We start from the raw sequence: 20754 nt of genomic DNA, 5'->3' as shown, positions 1-20754 counted from the left end.
ACAGGCGCGTGCTGGGCACGCCGAAAACAGAGAAAGGGTTACCGGATGGTGGATCAAACGGCAGGTGACGGTATCGAGTGGGTGGATATCGTTAGCGAAGAAAACGAAGTGATTGCGCAGGCCAGCCGTGCGCAGATGCGTGCGCAATGTCTGCGCCATCGCGCTACCTATATTGTGGTGCACGACGGCATGGGCAAGATTCTGGTGCAACGCCGTACCGAGAGCAAAGATTTCATGCCGGGTATGCTGGATGCCACTGCGGGCGGCGTGGTGCAAAGCGGTGAAGACCTGCTGGAATCCGCCCGTCGTGAAGCGGAAGAGGAGCTCGGCATCGCTGATGTCCCGTTCGCCGAGCACGGCAAATTCTACTTCGAAGATCAGCACTGCCGCGTATGGGGTGGACTGTTCAGCTGCGTGTCGCACGGTCCGTTTGCCATGCAGGAAGAGGAAGTGGATGAAGTGTTCTGGATGACGCCGGAAGAGATCACCGCCCGCTGTGATGAATTCACCGATGATTCACTCAAAGCCCTGTCGCTGTGGCTGAGCCGCAACAGTGACGCGGTGCGCAGTAAGCAAAGCAGCGAAGCCTGATTCCTGCGCTTCCGCATTAAGGCACCCTAAGGGTGCCTTTTGTGTTTAATGCTGGCTGAGAATGCGGGTGAGAATGTTCAGCGCCGTACTGAACTGGGCGTCCGGAATGGTTAGCGGATAAAGAAAGCGGATCACGTTGCTGTGCACGCCGCAGGTCAGCAGGATCAATCCTTCGGCCAGCGCCTGCTGCTGAATCGCTTTGGCGATCTCCGCTGAGGGTCGGCCGCTGGCGTCATGGAATTCCGCCGCCATCATCGATCCATAGCCGCGTACCTCGGCCAGCGCACGACAGCCGGCGCCGTTCAACGCTTCCGCCAGCTGCGTACCGAGCCATTGCGCACGCTCGCACAGCTTTTCCTCACTGATAATATCCAGCACCGCATGCGCGGCGGCAATTGCTGGCGGATGGCCGGCATAGGTGCCGCCCAGACCACCCGGCTCCGGTGCATCCATCACCGCGGCCCGGCCGCTCACCGCCGACAGCGGAAACCCGCCTGCCAGACTTTTCGCCAGCGTGATCAGATCCGGCTGCACCTCATAATATTCGCTGGCAAACAGCCTGCCGGTGCGCGCAAAACCGCTCTGTACTTCATCGGCGATCAGCAGGATGCCGTGGCGATCGCACAGCTGGCGCAGCGCCGTCACAAACTCTGGCGGCGCGACATAAAATCCGCCTTCGCCCTGAACCGGTTCAAAGATGATGGCCGCCACCTGCTGTGGCGCGATATCGCTGCGGAAAATCGTCTCCAGACTGTCGAGGGCATCGTGCACGCTGACGTTATGCAGCGCATTGGGGTAACGCGCATGAAACACCGGGCTGGCAAACGGACCGAAGCCGGTTTTGTAAGGCAGCACTTTGCCGGTCAGCGCCATGGTCATATTGGTGCGACCGTGGAACGCGCCGCTGAAGGCGATTATCCCCGGGCGGCCGGTGGCTGCGCGCGCGATTTTCACCGCGTTCTCAACCGCCTCGGCGCCGGTAGAGAAGAAGGTGGTTTTCACGGCGCCCTCAATCGGCACCAGCGCATTCAGACGCTCCGCAAGGTGAATGTAGTTCTCATACGGCACGATTTGAAACGCGGTATGGGTGAAGCACGTCAGCTGCTGCTGTACCGCCGCCAGCACTTTGGGATGCCGGTGGCCGGTATTGAGCACCGCAATGCCGGCGGCGAAATCAATATATTCGCGCCCCTGCTGGTCCCACAGCGTGGCGTTTTCGGCTTTCGCCGCAAAGAAATCACACATCACGCCCACACCACGCGGCGTGGCCTGTAACCGACGGCTGTGCACATCACTGTTGCTCATTGCTGACCTCGTAAGTCGCGGGAGAGTGTAATCAGTGTTAGCGCGCAGGCGGGATTTTGCCAGTGCGTTTATACGGGCAGGGTTGTGGCGCAGGATAAAAAAAAGCACGCCCGGGCGGGCGTGCTGATGCGGAGCGGGGAAGGGGATTAGCCTTCAGCCTGCTGCGACTGAATCGCCGTCAGCGCAATGGTGTAGACGATATCATCGACCAGCGCACCGCGTGACAGGTCGTTAACCGGTTTGCGCATGCCCTGCAGCATCGGCCCGATGGAGATCAGGTCGGCAGAACGCTGCACCGCTTTGTAAGTGGTGTTACCGGTGTTGAGATCCGGGAAGATAAATACCGTCGCACGTCCGGCCACCGCTGAGTTCGGCGCTTTAGACTTGGCGACGTCTTCCATGATCGCGGCGTCGTACTGCAGCGGGCCATCGATCACCAGATCCGGACGTTTTTCCTGCGCAATGCGCGTTGCTTCACGCACTTTCTCTACGTCGCTACCGGCACCGGAGTTACCGGTAGAGTAGGAGATCATCGCTACGCGTGGATCGATGCCGAAGGCTTTGGCGGAGTCGGCGGACTGAATCGCGATCTCGGCCAGCTGTTCCGGATTAGGATCCGGGTTGATGGCGCAGTCACCGTAAACCAGCACCTGTTCTGGCAGCAGCATGAAGAACACTGAGGAGACCAGCGAGCTGTTCGGCGCGGTTTTGATCAGCTGCAACGGCGGACGAATGGTGTTGGCGGTGGTGTGAACCGCGCCCGAGACCAGACCGTCAACTTCGCCGCTTTCCAGCATCATGGTGCCCAGCACCACGTTATCTTCCAGCTGCTCCTGCGCGACCACTTCGGTCATGCCTTTGCTCTTACGCAGCTCAACCAGGCGCGGCACGTAGTTGTCACGCACCACCTGCGGATCGACAATTTCAATGCCTTTGCCGAGCTCAACGCCCTGCGCTGCGGCCACGCGCTGAATCTCATCCGGATTGCCCAGCAGCACACAGGTGGCGATGCCGCGCTCGGCACAAATCGCCGCCGCTTTAACCGTACGCGGTTCGTCGCCTTCCGGCAGGACGATGCGCTTGCCGGCTTTACGCGCCAGTTCGGTGAGCTGATAACGGAATGCCGGCGGTGACAGACGACGGCTGCGTTCGGATGTGGCGGTCAGCGATTCAACCCAGTCAGCATTGATAAAGCCGGCCACATACTCCTGCACTTTTTCAATGCGCTGTGTGTCGTCAGCCGGCACTTCCAGATTGAAGCTCTGCAGGCTGAGCGAGGTTTGCCAGGTGTTGGTTTTTACCATGAACACCGGCAGGCCGGTCTGGAAGGCGCGTTCGCACAGACGGGCGATCGGCGCTTCAATCTGATAGCCACCGGTCAGCAGCACCGCACCAATTTCGATGCCGTTCATCGCCGCCAGACAGGCCGCCACCAGCACGTCAGGACGGTCGGCTGAGGTCACCAGCAGCGAGCCCGGACGGAAGTGCTCCAGCATATGCGGGATGCTGCGCGCGCAGAAGGTGACGGATTTGACGCGACGCGTATGGATTTCACCTTCGTTGATGATCTCCGCGTTGAGATGGCGGCACATATCAATGGCGCGCGTCGCGATCAGATCAAAGCTCCACGGCACGCAGCCCAGCACCGGCAGCGGGCTGTTGGCGAACAGTTGCTTAGGATCGATGTTGGCGATGCTGGCTTTTGAGGAGTCGTCGAAAATTTCTGACAGATCCGGACGGGTACGGCCCTGCTCATCCACCGGCGCGTTGAGTTTGTTGATGATGACGCCGGTGATGTTTTTGTTTTTGCTGCCGCCGAAACTGCTCTGCGTCAGTTCGATGCGCTCTTTCAGCTGTGCCGGAGAGTCGTTACCCAGCGACATAACGAAGACGATCTCCGCGTTCAGCGTTTTGGCAATTTCATAGTTCAGCGCCGAGGCAAACTGATGTTTGCGCGTCGGAACCAGGCCTTCCACCAGCACCACTTCCGCATCTTTGGCGTTGGCGTGGTAGTTGGCAATGATCTCTTCCATCAGCACATCCTGCTGGTTAGAACCCAGCAGCGACTCAACGCGGGACATCGGCAGCGGAACCGCGGCCGGAATCGCGGAGTTTTTGCGAATGATGGTGGTGGTCTGGTCTGGCGCATCGCCGCCAGCGCGCGGCTGGGCGATCGGTTTGAACACGCTCAGGCGCACGCCTTTGCGCTCCATGGCACGAATCACGCCAAGGCTGACGCTGGTCAGGCCGACGCTGGTGCCGGTAGGAATAAGCATAATTGTACGTGACACTATAGAAACCTCGCGGTGTTACAGGGTGTCAAAAACAACACCGTCAGCCGAAGCTGACGGAGAGAAACATTACGCGGTGAGGCGCGCGGCGTCCTGGGCGATGACCCACTCTTCATTGGTTGGAATCACCACCGCCGGGCGGGTACCTTCTTTATTGATGAAGCCGGATTTGCCGAAGCGTGCAGCCAGGTTGCGCTCGTGGTCAACCTCGAAGCCAAGCAGACCCAGTTTGTCCAGCGCCAGTTCACGTACCATCGCCGCGTTTTCACCGATACCGCCAGTAAACACCACCGCATCCAGACGGCCTTCCATCAGCGCGGTGTAGCTGCCGATGTACTTCGCCAGGCGGTGACAGAACACATCCATCGCGCGTTTGGCATCGTCTTTGGTGGCGTAGTTGTCTTCTACGTAACGGCAGTCGCTGGTGACTTCGGTCAGGCCGAGCAGGCCGGACTCTTTGGTCAGCAGTTTGTTGATCGCATCCACGCTCATGCCCAGCGTATCGTGCAGGAAGAAGACGATAGCCGGATCGATGTCACCGCTGCGGGTGCCCATCACCAGACCTTCCAGCGGCGTCAGACCCATTGAGGTATCTACGCACTGGCCGTTACGGATGGCCGCCACAGAACCGCCGTTGCCGAGATGGCAGGTGATGATGTTCAGCTCGCTGACCGGCTTGTTCAGCATTTTGGCGGCTTCCTGCGTCACATAGTAGTGACTGGTGCCGTGCGCGCCGTAGCGGCGCACGCCGTGCTCTTTATACAGGTTGTACGGCAGGGCATAGAGATAGGACTCTTCCGGCATAGTCTGATGGAAGGCGGTGTCGAAAACGGCGACATTTTTATCCGACAGGTGCGGGAAGTTTTTCATCGCTTCGTCGATACCGATCAGGTGCGCCGGATTGTGCAGTGGCGCGAAGGACGACGCGTCTTTGATGCCCTGAATGACGGACTCGTCAATCACCACCGATTGCGTCAGCTGCTCGCCGCCGTGAACGATACGATGGCCGATTGCAGCGATTTGTGCCGAAAGCTCTGGTTTTTGTGCCAGAATAGTTTTAACGATGAAGTTCAGCGCTTCGCTGTGCGCTGCGCCCGCGCCGAGCGGGGCTTCCTGTTTGCTGCCGTCCAGTTTCCACTTGATGCGCGCTTCCGGCAGGTGGAAACACTCCGCCAGACCGGAAAGGTATTCGTCACCGCTGGCTGGATTGAGGATGGCAAACTTAAGAGAGGAGCTGCCGCAGTTGAGGACCAGTACTAACTTCGTCGACATGGAAGTACCTATTTTGTTAAATAGTGGCTAAAAATAACGCAATCAGACTAACAGCGTAGCCTATGAAAGCTGGTAGATTAATGATTAACATCATGCGCTAGTCAAAAAAGAAACGACACGCAAAAAATTTCGGTAATTTTACGCAGATTTTTGAAATCCACGAAGCGAAACATGGCTCCAGCGCGCTCTTTTATTGCGCTGCGGCTTCCGGTAATGTTGCAAAAACGGCGTCAGAATACCCACTGTGACCCGCAAAGACAAAATCTTTTGAAGGATGTCACGTAAAGTTGTGTAGTTATAAAATTTTTTTAAATTTTGCAGTAATAGTTGAGGTCTACCATGGCGAATGACGCAGGCAATCCAGGCTGGTTCGGCTTATTTCAGCGCGGCCAGCACTACATGAAAACCTGGCCCGCCGACAAACGTCTGGCGCCGGTGTTTCCTGAGAACCGTGTGGTGACGGCAACCCGCTTTGCGATTCGCTTTATGCCACCGCTGGCCATTTTTACGCTGACGTGGCAAATCGCGCTCGGCGGGCAGCTCGGTCCGGCCATTGCCACCGCGCTGTTTGCCTGTAGCCTGCCGATGCAGGGATTATGGTGGCTGGGTAAACGTTCCGTCACGCCGCTGCCGCCAACGCTGCTGCACTGGTTCCACGAAGTGCGCGCCAAACTGGAAGAGGCCGGACAGGCTATCGCCCCCGTTGACGGCAAGCCGACTTACCAGGCGCTGGCGGATGTGCTCAAGCGTGCTTTTAAGCAGCTCGACCGTACTTTCCTCGACGATCTTTGATCAAATGGCGCTTTTCTCTGCCAGAGAATTTGCGCCCAATCCCGGTTCAAATCAAAGAATAGTGATGCGGACATACACGCATCGCTTTCGTTGTGTAATCATTTCTGCATTGTTTAAATCTTAAGCGGCCCTGCGGCCCGGGAGTAAACCATGGAAATGACCCATGCACAGCGACTGATTCTTTCTAATCAATACCAGATGATGGCGATGCTTGAGCCGGATAACGCCGAGCGCTATCGCCGCTGTCAGACCATTATTGAACGCGGCTATGGACTGCAATTGCGCGAGCTGGACAAAGAGTTCGGCGAACTGAGCGAGGCGACCTGCCGTACGCTGATCGACATTATGGAAATGCATCATGCGCTGCATGTTTCCTGGTCCAATCACAAAGCGCCGTGCAACATTGAAGAGCGACGCCTGGCGTTTCTCGGCTTCGACGCGGCCACCGAAGCGCGTTACCTCGGCTACGTACGCTTTATGGTTAACGTGGAAGGGCGCTATACCCATTTCGATTCCGGCACCCACGGCTTCAATGCGCAAACTCCTATGTGGGAAAAATACCAACGCATGCTGGCGGTGTGGCACACTTGTCCGCGTCAGTATCACCTCAGCGAGAATGAGATCGCGCAAATCCTCAATGCCTGAATAAGGAGCAACGTGTGAAGTACAGGGGTTTTCTGTTTGATTTAGACGGGACGCTGGTGGATTCACTGCCGGCCGTGAATCGCGCCTGGTCACGCTGGGGCGCGCGCCACGGCCTGGCCGCGCAGCAGGTGCTGGACTACATTCACGGCAAACCGGCGATCAATTCGCTGCGCCACTTTATGGCGGGCCAGTCTGAAGCAGCGATCCAGGCTGAATTTCGCTGGCTGGAGCAGCTGGAAGCAGAAGACACGGCAGGCGTGCAGGCGATTGCCGGTGCACACGCGTTGCTGGCCACCCTGAACGCACTCGACATTCCCTGGGCGATTGTGACCTCGGGATCGATCCCGGTGGCGCATGCCCGTCACAAAGCTGCCGGTTTACCGCTGCCGGAAGTGTTTATTACCGCCGAGAACATTAAATTCGGTAAGCCCAATCCTGAACCTTATTTGCTTGGTGCTGAGCGGCTCGGGCTTTCTGCGCCAGAATGCGTGGTGGTGGAAGATGCACCGGCGGGCATTATCGCCGGGCTGGAAGCAGGCAGCGCGGTGGTGGCGGTCAATCCACCAGCCGATGCGCCACGCCTGAGTGAAGTGGCGCTGCAGGTGGAAAATCTGCAGCCGCTGCACATCAGTAAACAGCCGGACGGTTATTTCAGCGTGACGCTCCGCGCCTGAAACAGCCCACGCTGAGCGGCGCAGGTTACAGCGGCGTATCCTGGGAAATTTCATCCAGCGACAGGCTGAAGCTGGGGATGAAGACTTCAACGAAGTAATCCATCTCCGGCGATCGCCGCTGCGCCAGCGTCTTCTCCAGACGGGCTTTGGCCAGCAGAAACTCGTTGTTGCCGGCCGACAATTCTTCAAGGCACTTGAGGTAGGCGCACAGCGCATCAGCCTGTTTTACCACCGCCTGCTCGCTCTCGCTATGCAGGTGCTCATCCAGCAGCGGACGATACGCGTCCTGCAACTCAGGCGGCAGCATCTCAATCAGCTTGTGCTGCGCAATCTTTTCGATCTTCTTGTATTCATGGGCAATCTGCGCGTTGTAATACTTTACCGGCGTGGGCAAATCGCCGGTCAGCACTTCGCTGGCATCGTGATACAGCGCCAGCATGGCGATGCGATCGGCATTCAGATTGCCGTTAAATTTTTTGTTTTTGATGATGGCCAGCGCGTGCGCCACCATGGCGACCTGCAGACTGTGCTCGGAGACATTTTCCGTGCGCACATTGCGCATCAGCGGCCAGCGGTTGATGAGTTTCAGGCGGGAGAGGTGGGCGAAAAAGTGGCTACGGGTCATGGACGGTTCCTGTTGCACGGCGGGGAGCTTGTGCGGCTCCCCGAAAGTCAAACAGTATACGCGTCACAGATTACTGGCGATAGCCTTGCAGGAAGCGACCAAACTTGTTGATCGCCATCTCGAGGTCGTCCACGCGCGGCAGGGTAACGATGCGCACGTGATCCGGCCACGGCCAGTTAAAGGCGGTGCCCTGCACCAGCAGCACTTTTTCCTGCAGCAGGAAATCCAGCACCATTTTCTGGTCGTCCATGATGTTGAATTTCTTCGCATCGATGCGCGGGAACATATAGAGCGCGCCCTGCGGCTTCACGCAGCTGACGCCGGGAATATCGTTAATCAGTTCCCAGGCGCGCTGGCGCTGCTCGAACAGCCGTCCACCCGGCGCGATAAACTCGCTGATGCTCTGATAGCCGCCCAGCGCAGTCTGTATGGCATGCTGCGCTGGCACGTTAGCGCACAGACGCATCGAGGCCAGCATCTCCAGACCTTCGATATAGCCTTTAGCGTGCTTCTTCGGTCCGTTCAGTACCATCCAGCCCTGGCGGAAACCCGCCACGCGGTAGGTTTTGGACAGCCCGTTGAAGGTCACGGTCAGCAGATCCGGTGCCAGCGCGGCAATCGAATGATGCTGGGCTTCGTCATACAGAATCTTGTCGTAGATCTCGTCGGCGAAGATGATCAGGTTATGCTGGCGGGCGATCTCCACGATCTCCAGCAGCAGCTCTTTGCTGTACACCGCACCGGTCGGGTTGTTGGGGTTGATGATCACGATCCCGCGGGTACGCGGCGTGATTTTGCTGCGGATATCATCCAGATCCGGGAACCAGCCCGCGGATTCGTCGCACAGATAGTGCACCGCTTTGCCGCTCGACAGCGAAACCGCCGCCGTCCACAGCGGATAATCTGGCGCGGGCACCAGCATCTCATCGCCGCTGTTCAGCAGCGCCTGCATCGCCTGCACGATCAGTTCAGACACACCGTTGCCAATATAGATATCTTCTACCGTAACGTCGCGCATGTCGCGCGCCTGGTAGTGCTGCATGATGGCTTTACGTGCTGAATAGAGACCTTTCGAGTCGCAATAGCCTTGCGCGCTCGGCAGGTTACGAATCACGTCTACCAGGATTTCATCAGGGGCTTCAAAACCAAACGGGGCAGGGTTGCCGATGTTGAGTTTGAGAACTTTGTTGCCTTCTTCTTCGAGACGTTTAGCTTCTTTCAGTACCGGGCCACGAATGTCGTAACAGACATTTTCCAGCTTGCCGGATTTATCAATTTGAAAATTCATCGTTACCGCCTTAATGGGCAGAGTCCTTTTAACCTGCCACTAAAATCAAACCTGCTCAATTTACTCCTCTCACCGTAACAAAAGAAGGGCAGCGCTGGGTTTTGGCGCGATAGCCAGGCTTTGCCGGATTCAGTGGCGCGAAACGCATTTTTAACTATTAAAACTGGTTTAATTATCTATTAAAATGGCAGGAATCAACATTAAATGCTTGCGCTGATCGGGTCGCCTGTAAAACGGGATATCCAGCCGCGCGCCGCGCCATTCAGCAATTTTTCATTTAACTGCGGTCTGAGGAATGGTTAGCGACTTGATGAAATAGTTAAAGGAATCTTGTTAGATGCCGAAAAAATGTGCAGCAATGATTAAGCACTATCTGGCATGAGGCGATGACGACGGTTATTTGCTTTGCCAGGCGGTTGAAACCAGGCCCCGTCAGCCGGGGATAAAACCGCGTGGCAGCGGCTTAAATAGCATTTACGCTGTCACTTTAACGCTTATCATTCAGTTTAAGAACCAGGCGGGTTAAAAAATCAGCAGCGTTGTGGCAGGATGTGCCGGAAATGGCTTTTGGTCAAAAATTACGATGTTTTGAACAAAAACATTTCCATTTATAGCGTAAAAATGATTAAGTATAATTTATTATTTGATGCACTTTATCGCTTCGCATCAGCATAACAAGATGTTATTCCTTTTTGCCCCGCAGGACAGTTTGGCGGGAAACCAGGCAACTACACAGCTTCCAGCAACGTTCTACTGACGTCCCTGGCCCAGGAAGTTGTTCTGACTTTTACGACGCCATTGCCCGTTTTGCGGTGATGTGTTCGTCGGCATCCGCCTGACTCGATTTTTTCATGAGCGCCTTCACACAGGGCGATCATTAAGCACCATTACCACTTATCTCTTTGATAAGTATGGTAATACACCAGGGTAGTAGTTTCAAAAAATCTTATAAGTGAAGAAATAACATGACTAATGCAAATCGTCCGATACTGAATCTCGACCTCGATCTGCTGCGTACTTTTGTCGCCGTTGCTGACCTGAATACCTTTGCAGCCGCCGCTGCAGCAGTATGCAGAACGCAATCAGCCGTAAGCCAGCAGATGCAACGTCTGGAACAATTGGTAGGTAAAGAGCTGTTTGCCAGACATGGACGTAACAAACTGCTGACTGAGCATGGCATTCAGCTGCTTGGCTACGCCAGGAAGATCCTGCGTTTCAACGATGAAGCCTGCACTTCTTTAATGTACAGCAATATCCAGGGCGTGCTGACGATTGGCGCGTCTGACGATACCTCTGATACCATCCTGCCGTTTCTGCTTAACCGCGTAACGTCAGTGTATCCGAAACTGGCAATCGACGTCCGCGTGAAGCGTAATCCGTTTATGATGGAGATGCTGAACCAGGGCGAAGTGGATTTGGTGGTGACCACCTCCAGTCCGGGTAACTTCACCTACCAGGTGCTGCGCACCTCGCCAACGCTGTGGTACTGCGCGGCAGACTATATTTTCCAGCGCGGTGAAGCCATTCCGCTGGTGCTGCTGGACGAGCCAAGCCCGTACCGTGACATGGCGATCGATCATCTCAACGAAGCGGGTATCCCGTGGCGTATCTCCTACGTGGCTTCCACGCTGGCGGCGGTACGTGCGGCGGTAAAAGCGGGGCTGGGTGTCACCGCGCGTCCGGTTGAAATGATGAGCCCGGAGCTGCGCGTGATGGGGGCGGCAGAAGGCCTGCCGGTGCTGCCGGATACGCAATATTTGCTGTGCCGTAATCCGGACAGCGATAATGAGCTGGCACTGGCCATCTTCAACGCGATGCAGTCCACTAACGATCCTTACAATCTGAGCGCGAATCCGGACGGTACGCTGCTGCTGGATGATGAAGAGTAAGGTTGACCGTTACTGGTAATCCGTCACAACCGGCATGCCAGATAATTGTTAAAAGTTAGAGAAAAGAGCCTTAGCCTGATGAAAATCAGCTAAGGCTTTTTTTATGGCGGTTATTTCCGCTTTTTTAGCACGATTTGCACCTGATAATTTCACTAACTTCCTGAAAAGTGAAATGTGTTTCATTTTCATCCTGCGCGGAATTTATTTATCATTTCGTGCCAACTTTATCTCCGCCTGTCGCCAGACCGCCTGCCGGTTTTTCCAGCAACAAACGTCAATATGTGTTCTGGATCAAAAAAATACCCCCGATAAGGGGGGGGAAATCCGCGCAAGACCTGTCAAACTATGATTGTTAAACGCACGATCCATGCATGTGAATACCCGCTACACTGAAATTAACCGTACAAACTGAAGCGATTTAGCTGGCGCTCAGGGGTGCATATGTTAATAATATGATGCGGGTGTAAATTAATGTTTGGATACTTTTGTCAAAGTTGACAAAAGGTTATAGAAAGGAGTAAAAAACCCCATAAAATTGCTGCTTAATTGATAAAGACAGCAAAGTTTATAAGGTTTTTTATCCTTCCCTTGAATCGATGTGGTGTGTTTGCTGCGACAGTGCAGGATGCCATCGCCACTTTTGATGAGTAAGCAAAGAGTATGTCAACAACCACAGAAGTCATCGCTCATCACTGGGCGTTTATTGTTTTCATTGTTATCGCGTTTGGCCTGTGTGCCTTTATGTTAACCGGAGGCTGGTTGTTAGGTGGACGTGCACGCGCGCGCCACAAAGACACGCCGTTTGAATCCGGTATCGAATCCGTCGGTGATACCCATATCCGCCTCTCGGCAAAATTCTATCTGGTTGCGATGTTTTTCGTCATTTTCGACGTCGAAGCCCTCTATCTATACGCATGGTCGACCTCCATTCGCGAAAGCGGCTGGGTCGGCTTTGTCGAAGCCGCAATTTTCATTTTGGTGCTTCTGGCAGGCCTGGTTTATCTGGTGCGCATCGGTGCGCTGGATTGGGCGCCTGCGCGTCGTCGCGTAGTCGTCAAATCGAGCCCGGTCAGCCACAGTCACACCAACCCTCATAAGCAGTAAAAGCGAGGCAATAAGATGGACTACACGCTGACACGCGTAGACCCGAACGGGGGCGATAACGACCGTTATCCCCTGCAGAAACAGGAGATTGTTACCGATCCTCTGGAGCAGCACGTTCATCGCAGCGTCTATATGGGCAAGCTCGAGCACGCCCTGCATGACATGGTGAACTGGGGTCGTAAAAACTCTCTCTGGCCGTATAACTTCGGCCTTTCCTGTTGCTACGTGGAAATGACCACGTCATTCACCGCAGTACATGATGTGGCGCGTTTCGGTGCGGAAGTAATGCGCGCCTCGCCACGTCAGGCTGACTTTATGGTGATCGCCGGTACGCCGTTTACCAAAATGGCGCCGGTGATTCAGCGTTTGTATGACCAGATGCTGGAACCAAAATGGGTGATTTCGATGGGGGCCTGCGCCAATTCCGGCGGCATGTATGACATCTATTCGGTAGTGCAGGGTGTGGATAAATTCCTGCCGGTTGATGTGTATATCCCGGGTTGTCCGCCACGTCCGGAAGCTTACATGCAGGCGCTGCTGCTGCTGCGTGAGTCCATCGGCAAAGAACGTCGTCCACTCTCGTGGGTGGTTGGCGATCAGGGCGTGTATCGCGCCAATATGCAGTCTGAGCGTGAAAGAAAGCGCGGTGAGCGTATTGCCGTCACCAACCTGAGAACCCCAGACGAAGTTTAAGCACCCCGTACACGGATGGAGCCACGGCCGCAGCAGATAATGACAACGTAGTGTGTGCCGCCATCCTGACGCCTTCTTTTGAGTGCCTGATTACAGGCCGGAATGGTGAGTAACGTATGACAGATTTAACCACGCAAGATCTCGCTCAGCCTGCATGGCAAACCCGGGATCACCTGGATGATCCGGTGATCGGCGAGCTGCGTAACCGTTTTGGGCCGGATGCCTTTACCGTTCAGGCCACCCGCACCGGCATTCCGGTCGTCTGGGTGAAGCGTGAACAGCTACTGGAAATCATTGAATTCCTGCGTAAGCTGCCGAAGCCGTACGTCATGCTCTATGACCTGCACGGTTTCGATGAGCGTTTACGTACCCACCGCGCCGGTCTGCCCGCCGCGGATTTTTCCGTTTTCTATCACCTGCTGTCGATTGAACGCAACCGCGACATCATGCTCAAGGTGGCGCTGTCTGAAAACGATCTGAATGTGCCCACCATCACCAAAATTTTCGCCAACGCCAACTGGTACGAGCGCGAAACCTGGGAGATGTTTGGTATCACCTTCAACGGCCACCCGCACCTGACGCGCATCATGATGCCGCAGACCTGGGAAGGGCACCCGCTGCGTAAAGACTACCCGGCGCGCGCCACCGAGTTCGATCCTTTCACGCTGACTAAGCAGAAAGAAGATCTGGAGATGGAGTCACTGACCTTCAAGCCGGAAGACTGGGGCATGAAGCGTGGCACCACCAATGAGGACTTCATGTTCCTCAACCTCGGTCCGAACCACCCTTCAGCGCACGGTGCGTTCCGCATCATTCTGCAGCTGGATGGCGAAGAGATCGTCGACTGCGTGCCGGACGTGGGTTATCACCACCGCGGCGCGGAGAAGATGGGCGAGCGTCAGTCGTGGCACAGCTATATTCCGTATACCGACCGTATCGAGTACCTCGGCGGCTGCGTAAACGAAATGCCGTACGTGCTGGCGGTGGAAAAGCTGGCGGGCATCACCGTGCCGGATCGTGTGAATGTGATTCGCGTGATGCTGTCAGAGCTGTTCCGTATCAACAGCCACCTGCTGTACATCTCCACCTTTATTCAGGACGTCGGTGCCATGACGCCGGTGTTCTTTGCCTTTACCGACCGTCAGAAAATTTATGACGTGGTGGAAGCGATCACCGGTTTCCGTATGCACCCGGCGTGGTTCCGCATCGGCGGTGTGGCGCACGATCTGCCGAAAGGCTGGGAACGTCTGCTGCGCGAATTCCTCGACTGGATGCCGAAGCGTCTGAAAGAGTACGACAAAGCTGCGCTGCGCAACACCGTGCTGATGGGCCGTTCGCAGGGTGTGGCCGCTTATAACATGGACGAAGCGCTGGCATGGGGCACCACCGGTGCCGGTCTGCGCGCCACCGGTCTGGACTTCGACGTGCGTAAATGGCGTCCCTACTCCGGCTATGAAAACTTCGACTTCGAGGTGCCGGTCGGCGCCGGCATCAGCGACGCTTACACCCGCGTGCAGCTGAAGATGGAAGAGATGTGGCAGTCGCTGCGTATCCTTGAGCAGTGCCTGAAGAACATGCCGGAAGGTCCGTTCAAGGCCGATCACCCGCTGACCACGCCGCCACCGAAAGAGCGCACGCTGCAGCACATTGAAACCCTGATCACGCACTTCCTGCAGGTTTCGTGGGGCCCGGTAATGCCGGCCAACGAATCGTTCCAGATGATTGAAGCGACGAAAGGGATCAACAGCTACTACCTGACCAGCGATGGCAGCACCATGAGCTATCGCACCCGCGTGCGTACGCCGAGCTTCCCGCATCTGCAGCAGATCCCTTCGGTGATCCGCGGCAGCCTGGTATCCGACCTGATCGTGTACCTCGGTAGTATCGATTTTGTTATGTCAGACGTGGACCGCTAATTATGCACGATCAAAAAATTGCCATTCAAACCATCGACCCGACTGAGGTCTTTGTGCTGAGCGAGGCCGAGCACCACGCTATTGAGCATGAAAAACATCACTATGAAGATGCGCGCGCGGCGTCGATTGAAGCGCTGAAGATCGTGCAGAAGCAGCGCGGCTGGGTGCCGGACGGTGCCATCCACGCGATTGCTGAGGTACTGGGCATTCCGGCCAGCGACGTAGAAGGTGTGGCGACGTTTTACAGCCAGATATACCGTACGCCGGTTGGCCGCCATGTGATCCGCTACTGCGACAGCGTGGTTTGCCACATCACCGGTTACCAGGGCATTCAGGCGGCGCTGGAGCAAAACCTGAACATTAAGCCAGGACAAACCACGCCGGATGGACGCTTTACGCTGCTGCCAACCTGCTGCCTCGGCAACTGTGACAAAGGCCCGACCATGATGGTGGATGAAGATACTCACGTTCACCTGACGCCGGAAGGCATCGCCAACCTGCTGGAGCAGTATCAATGACCATTAAACAGATCATTCGTACTGCGGAAACCCATCCGCTGACCTGGCGTCTGCGTGACGACAAACAGCCGGTATGGTTCGATGAATACCGCAGTAAAAACGGCTACGTTGGTGCCGATAAAGCGCTGAAGGGCATGAGCCAGGACGAGATCGTCGCCGCGGTGAAGGACTCCGGTCTGAAAGGGCGCGGCGGTGCGGGCTTCAGCACCGGTCTGAAGTGGAGCCTGATGCCCAAAGATGAATCCATGAACATCCGTTACCTGCTGTGTAACGCTGATGAGATGGAACCAGGCACTTATAAAGACCGCCTGCTGATGGAGCAGTTGCCGCACCAGCTGGTGGAAGGCATGCTGATCAGTGCGTTTGCGCTGAAAGCCTACCGTGGCTACATCTTCCTGCGCGGTGAATACATCGAAGCCGCGGAAAACCTGCGTCGAGCCATCGCCGAAGCTACTGCCGCGGGCTATCTCGGCAAAAACATTCTTGGTACCGGCTTCGATTTCGAACTGTTTGTTCACACCGGTGCGGGCCGCTATATCTGCGGCGAAGAGACCGCGCTGATCAACTCGCTGGAAGGGCGCCGCGCTAACCCGCGTTCCAAGCCGCCGTTCCCGGCCAGTGCCGGTGTCTGGGGCAAACCGACCTGCGTTAACAACGTTGAGACACTGTCCAACGTGCCGGCGATCTTCCTGAATGGCGTGGAGTGGTACAAAAACATCTCCAGCAGCGAAGACACTGGCACCAAGATGATGGGCTTCTCCGGCCGGGTGAAAAATCCGGGCGTGTGGGAGCTGCCGTTTGGTACCACCGCGCGTGAAATCCTCGAGGATTATGCCGGCGGAATGCGCGATGGCCTGAAGTTCAAAGCCTGGCAGCCGGGCGGAGCCGGTACTGACTTCCTGACCGAGCAGCACCTCGACCTGCCGATGGAATTTGCCAGCATCGGCAAAGCCGGCAGCCGTCTGGGTACCGCGCTGGCGATGGCGGTCGACCACGAAATCAATATGGTGTCGCTGGTACGCAACCTCGAAGAGTTCTTTGCGCGCGAGTCGTGCGGCTGGTGTACGCCGTGCCGTGATGGTCTGCCGTGGAGCGTGAAGATCCTGCGTGCGCTGGAGCAGAAAAAAGGCCAGCCGGGGGATATCGAAACCCTGCTGCAGCTGTGCCGCCAGCTCGGTCCGGGCAAGACGTTCTGCGCCCACGCACCGGGTGCCGTTGAGCCACTGCAGAGCGCGATTAAATATTTCCGTGACGAGTTTGAAGCTGGCATTGCGCCGCAGGTGTTTGGCAATACCCGCGCCATTGGCGGGATTCAGCCTAACCTGCTGAAAGCGCGCTGGTAAGCCGCCGCCGTACACGGAATCGCCCGGGCCTGAGGCTGCGGGGCAGGAATTAGATGTTTAACGCTCGTCTGCGGACGAGCCTTACGGAAGCATGTTCACTATGGCTACAATCCATGTAGACGGTAAAGAATATGATGTGAACGGAGCGGACAACCTGCTGCAGGCGTGTCTGTCTCTGGGCCTTGATATTCCTTATTTTTGCTGGCATCCGGCGCTGGGAAGCGTGGGAGCCTGCCGCCAGTGCGCGGTAAAGCAATTCCAGAATGCCGAAGATACCCGTGGTCGCCTCGTCATGTCCTGCATGACGCCTGCGTCTGACGGCACCTTTATCTCCATCGACGATGGCGAAGCGAAAGAGTTTCGTGAAAGCGTGGTGGAGTGGCTGATGACCAACCACCCGCACGACTGTCCGGTGTGCGAAGAGGGCGGTAACTGTCACCTGCAGGATATGACGGTAATGACGGGACACAGCTTCCGTCGCTACCGTTTTACCAAGCGTACCCATCAGAATCAGGATCTCGGGCCGTTTATCTCGCATGAGATGAACCGCTGTATCGCCTGTTACCGCTGCGTGCGCTACTACAAAGATTACGCCGATGGCAAAGATCTTGGCGTGTACGGCGCGCATGACAACGTCTACTTTGGCCGTCCGGAAGATGGCACGCTGGAGAGCGAATTCTCCGGTAACCTGGTAGAAATCTGCCCGACCGGCGTGTTCACCGATAAAACCCACTCTGAACGCTATAACCGTAAGTGGGATATGCAGTTTGCGCCCAGCATCTGCCAGCAGTGCAGCGTGGGTTGTAACACCAGCCCGGGCGAACGCTATGGCGAGCTGCGTCGTATCGAAAACCGCTACAACGGCTCGGTAAACCACTACTTCCTGTGCGACCGTGGCCGTTTCGGCTATGGCTACGTGAACCGTAAAGATCGTCCGCGTCATCCGGAACAGATGCGCGGCAGCGACCGTATCACGCTGAACGCAGAGCAGGCGGTTAATGCCGCTGCGGATATCCTGCGTCAGGCGAAGAAGGTGATCGGTATCGGTTCACCTCGCGCCAGTATTGAAAGCAACTTCGCGCTGCGCGAACTGGTGGGCGCAGAAAACTTCTCAACCGGCATGCCGGCAGCTGAGCAGGCGCGGGTTGAGCTGATGCTGAAAGTGCTGCAGCAGGGCGGTATCTATACGCCATCGCTGCGTGAAATTGAAAGCTATGACGCCGTGCTGGTGCTGGGTGAAGACCTGACTCAGGTCGGTGCCCGCGTGGCGCTGTCGGTGCGTCAGGCCGTTAAAGGCAAAGCTCGCGAAATGGCCGCCGCTCAGAAAGTTGCGGACTGGCAGATCGCCGCCATCCTCAACATTGGTCAGCACGCCAAACATCCGCTGTTTGTCACTAACGTTGATGAAACCCGTCTCGATGATATTGCCGCGTGGAGCTATCGCGCACCGGTGGAAGATCAGGCACGCCTGGGCTTCGCCATCGCGCACGCGCTGGATGACAGCGCACCGGCGGTTAGCGACTTTGACAGTAGCCTGAATGGCAAGCTGGACGTGGTGGTACAGGCGCTGGCCGGCGCGAAAAAACCGCTGATCATTTCCGGTACCCACTCGGGCAGCACGGCAATGATTGAAGCGGCAGCCAACGTAGCTAAAGCGCTGAAAGCGCGCGGTGCTGACGTGGGTATCACCTTCCTCGCCGGCGCGGCCAACAGCTTTGGTCTCGGCCTGATGGGCGGCCAGTCGCTGGACAGCGCGCTGGAGCAGCTGGATAAAGGCGAAGCGGAAGCGCTGGTGGTGCTGGAGAACGATCTCTACCGTCACGCGCCGAAAGCCACCGTCGATGCAGCACTGCATAACACCGCGCACGTGATTGTGGTTGATCATCAACGCACGGCCACGCTGGAGAAAGCCGGTCTGGTGCTCTCCACCGCCAGCTTTGCTGAGAGCGACGGCACCTCCATCAACCATGAAGGTCGTGCCCAGCGCTTCTTCCAGGTTTACGATCCGGCCTACTACGACGATAGCGTGGTGATGCTGGAGAGCTGGCGCTGGCTGCATTCGCTGCACAGCGCCGTCGAGAGCCGCCAGATTGACTGGACGCAGCTCGATCACGTGATTGATGCCGCGATTGTGGCGCTGCCGCAGCTGAAAGGGATTAAGGACGCGGCGCCGGACGCCAGCTTCCGCATCCGTGGTCAGAAACTGGCGCGTTCACCGCATCGTGCCAGTGGCCGTACCGCCGCGCGCGCCAACATCAGCGTGCACGAACCGCGTCAGCCGCAGGATAAAGACACCATGTTTGCCTTCTCCATGGAAGGTAACAACCAGCCGTCGGCACCGCGTTCGCAGATTCCTTTTGCCTGGGCACCAGGCTGGAACTCACCGCAGGCGTGGAACAAGTTCCAGGCGGAAGTGGGCGGCAAACTGCGTCATGGCGATCCGGGCGTGCGGCTGTTTGAAGCCAGCGAAAGTGCACTGGACTGGTTCAGCCAGGTTCCGGCACGCTTCGTGGGCGGCAGCCAGTATCGCGTGGCACCTTACTATCAGCTGTTTGGTAGTGAAGAGATGACTCAGCGCTCGCCAACCTTCCAGAAACGCATGGCACCGGCCGCGCTGGTGATCAACCCGGCAGATGCTGAGAAGCTGGGCGTTAACAACGGTGCGTCCGTGGAACTGGTTTGCGCCGGTGAAACGCTGCGTCTGCCGGTGCGCTTCTCTGCGGCACTGCAGGCGGGGCAGGTGGGTCTGCCGCTCGGCATGCCGGGTGTACCGCCGTTCCTCGCGGGTGCGCAAATTGACAAACTGCAGGAGGCAGCGCAATGAGCTGGCTGACACCGGACGTTATTGACATCATCCTGCAGGTGGTGAAAGCCATTGTCATCCTGCTGGTGGTGGTGGCCTGTGGTGCCTTCATGAGCTTTGCCGAGCGTCGTCTGCTCGGCCTGTGGCAGAACCGTTATGGACCGAACCGTGTAGGCTGGGGCGGCTCGCTGCAGCTGGCGGCGGACATGATCAAAATGTTCTTTAAAGAGGACTGGGTTCCGCCGTTTACCGATCGCTTTATCTTTACCCTGGCACCGGTCATCGCCTTCGTTTCGCTGCTGCTGGCGTTTGCGATTGTGCCGGTTTCGCCGAGCTGGATGGTCACCGACCTGAACATCGGTCTGCTGTTCTTCCTGATGATGGCGGGTCTGGCGGTATACGCCGTACTGTTCGCGGGCTGGTCGAGTAACAACAAATACTCGCTGCTCGGTGCAATGCGTGCCTCCGCGCAGACCCTGAGCTATGAAGTGTTCCTCGGCCTGTCGCTGATGGGCGTGGTGGCGCAGGCGGGTTCCTTTAACCTGAACGCCATCGTTGAGAGCCAGACGCACCTGTGGAATATCATCCCGCAGTTCTTTGGCTTCGTGACCTTCTGTATTGCCGGCGTCGCGGTGTGCCACCGTCATCCGTTTGACCAGCCGGAAGCGGAACAGGAGCTGGCCGACGGTTACCACATCGAATATGCCGGGATGAAGTTCGGCCTGTTCTTTGTCGGTGAGTACGTGGCCATTACTACCGTTTCGGCGCTGATCGTCACCCTGTTCTTCGGTGGCTGGCACGGTCCGTTCCTGCCGCCGTTCATCTGGTTCGCCCTGAAAACGGCGTTCTTTATGGTGATGTTTATCCTGATTCGTGCTGCGCTGCCGCGTCCACGCTATGACCAGGTGCTGTCGTTCGGCTGGAAAGTATGTCTGCCGTTGACGTTATTGAACCTGCTGGCCACTGCCGCAGTGATTCTGTACAACGCGCAGTAAGGGGTTTTGA

17 protein-coding genes and 1 pseudogene are annotated in these 20754 nt (G+C 56.8%); 12 read left to right on the top strand and 6 right to left on the bottom strand.

The features are described from left to right. The first annotated feature begins 45 nt into the window (after positions 1–45). Entirely contained in the window at positions 46–591 is a 546-nt protein-coding gene (gene yfcD / locus F3I21_RS08595; protein WP_021509200.1) for an NUDIX hydrolase YfcD, read from the top strand. A gap of 45 nt (positions 592–636) precedes the next feature. Here the strand turns inward: yfcD and F3I21_RS08590 are convergent, their stop codons facing one another. From F3I21_RS08590 to ackA, 3 genes are all read right to left on the bottom strand, one after another. Next, positions 637–1896 (bottom strand): 4-aminobutyrate--2-oxoglutarate transaminase, encoded by a 1260-nt coding sequence (locus F3I21_RS08590; RefSeq protein ID WP_088517047.1) that lies wholly within the window; start codon positions 1894–1896, stop codon positions 637–639. 146 nt (positions 1897–2042) lie between these two features. Next, entirely contained in the window at positions 2043–4187 is a 2145-nt protein-coding gene (gene pta, locus F3I21_RS08585; protein ID WP_176428128.1) for a phosphate acetyltransferase, read from the bottom strand. 69 nt (positions 4188–4256) lie between these two features. Then, positions 4257–5459 carry an acetate kinase gene (gene ackA / locus F3I21_RS08580; RefSeq protein ID WP_021509203.1) on the bottom strand — a complete coding sequence of 401 codons (1203 nt, stop codon included), beginning with the start codon at positions 5457–5459 and terminating at the stop codon, positions 4257–4259. 339 nt (positions 5460–5798) lie between these two features. Between ackA and yfbV the strand changes: the two genes are divergently transcribed. The 3 genes from yfbV (at position 5799) to F3I21_RS08565 (ending at position 7570) form a co-directional block, all read left to right on the top strand. Further along, positions 5799–6251, top strand: coding sequence for a terminus macrodomain insulation protein YfbV (yfbV, locus tag F3I21_RS08575; protein WP_021509204.1), 453 nt, complete (start codon positions 5799–5801; stop codon positions 6249–6251). Between the two features lie 150 nt (positions 6252–6401). Beyond that, complete coding sequence (locus tag F3I21_RS08570) at positions 6402–6896, top strand: YfbU family protein (protein WP_104093072.1); 495 nt, start codon at positions 6402–6404, stop codon at positions 6894–6896. Between the two features lie 14 nt (positions 6897–6910). After that, positions 6911–7570: a sugar phosphatase gene (locus F3I21_RS08565; RefSeq protein WP_058758436.1), complete on the top strand. Its 660-nt coding sequence runs from the start codon at positions 6911–6913 to the stop codon at positions 7568–7570. A gap of 25 nt (positions 7571–7595) precedes the next feature. On the opposite strand, the gene yfbR is transcribed toward F3I21_RS08565, so the two are convergent. Both yfbR and F3I21_RS08555 read right to left on the bottom strand, forming a co-directional pair. Further along, positions 7596–8195 (bottom strand): 5'-deoxynucleotidase, encoded by a 600-nt coding sequence (yfbR, locus tag F3I21_RS08560; RefSeq protein ID WP_021509207.1) that lies wholly within the window; start codon positions 8193–8195, stop codon positions 7596–7598. A gap of 70 nt (positions 8196–8265) precedes the next feature. Next, a complete protein-coding gene (locus F3I21_RS08555; RefSeq protein WP_021509208.1) occupies positions 8266–9483 on the bottom strand; it encodes a pyridoxal phosphate-dependent aminotransferase in 1218 nt (405 codons plus the stop codon). A 965-nt stretch (positions 9484–10448) separates the two neighbouring features. Here F3I21_RS08555 and lrhA point away from each other — a divergent pair. After that, positions 10449–11372: a transcriptional regulator LrhA gene (gene lrhA, locus F3I21_RS08550; protein WP_021509211.1), complete on the top strand. Its 924-nt coding sequence runs from the start codon at positions 10449–10451 to the stop codon at positions 11370–11372. A 48-nt stretch (positions 11373–11420) separates the two neighbouring features. Here the strand turns inward: lrhA and F3I21_RS23510 are convergent, their stop codons facing one another. After that, entirely contained in the window at positions 11421–11555 is a 135-nt protein-coding gene (locus F3I21_RS23510; protein ID WP_021509212.1) for a hypothetical protein, read from the bottom strand. A 477-nt stretch (positions 11556–12032) separates the two neighbouring features. Here F3I21_RS23510 and F3I21_RS08545 point away from each other — a divergent pair, with 477 nt between their 5' ends. The 7 genes and pseudogenes from F3I21_RS08545 to nuoH all read left to right on the top strand — a co-directional run bounded on the left by F3I21_RS08545 (position 12033) and on the right by nuoH (position 20744). Then, positions 12033–12476, top strand: coding sequence for an NADH-quinone oxidoreductase subunit A (locus F3I21_RS08545; protein WP_021509213.1), 444 nt, complete (start codon positions 12033–12035; stop codon positions 12474–12476). Positions 12477–12491: 15 nt separating this feature from the next. Next, positions 12492–13169, top strand: coding sequence for an NADH-quinone oxidoreductase subunit B family protein (locus tag F3I21_RS08540; protein WP_021509214.1), 678 nt, complete (start codon positions 12492–12494; stop codon positions 13167–13169). A 116-nt stretch (positions 13170–13285) separates the two neighbouring features. Next, positions 13286–15085, top strand: a complete 1800-nt coding sequence (gene nuoC / locus F3I21_RS08535; RefSeq protein ID WP_031280036.1) for an NADH-quinone oxidoreductase subunit C/D — start codon at positions 13286–13288, stop codon at positions 15083–15085. Then, positions 15060–15603: pseudogene (gene nuoE / locus F3I21_RS08530) on the top strand (NADH-quinone oxidoreductase subunit NuoE). Before nuoC ends, nuoE begins: the two are co-directional and overlap by 26 nt. Before the next feature lie 2 nt (positions 15604–15605). Further along, positions 15606–16946 carry an NADH-quinone oxidoreductase subunit NuoF gene (gene nuoF / locus F3I21_RS08525; protein ID WP_031280037.1) on the top strand — a complete coding sequence of 447 codons (1341 nt, stop codon included), beginning with the start codon at positions 15606–15608 and terminating at the stop codon, positions 16944–16946. A 100-nt stretch (positions 16947–17046) separates the two neighbouring features. Then, complete coding sequence (gene nuoG, locus F3I21_RS08520) at positions 17047–19770, top strand: NADH-quinone oxidoreductase subunit NuoG (RefSeq protein WP_150058692.1); 2724 nt, start codon at positions 17047–17049, stop codon at positions 19768–19770. Continuing rightward, positions 19767–20744, top strand: coding sequence for an NADH-quinone oxidoreductase subunit NuoH (gene nuoH / locus F3I21_RS08515; protein ID WP_021509219.1), 978 nt, complete (start codon positions 19767–19769; stop codon positions 20742–20744). The genes nuoG and nuoH overlap by 4 nt, the downstream gene beginning before the upstream one ends. Positions 20745–20754 lie beyond the last annotated feature (10 nt).

It is taken from the genome of Pantoea sp. B_9 (assembly GCF_008632015.1).
GTDB lineage: Bacteria > Pseudomonadota > Gammaproteobacteria > Enterobacterales > Enterobacteriaceae > Pantoea > Pantoea dispersa.
This window is presented reverse-complemented; position numbering and strand designations above follow the sequence as displayed.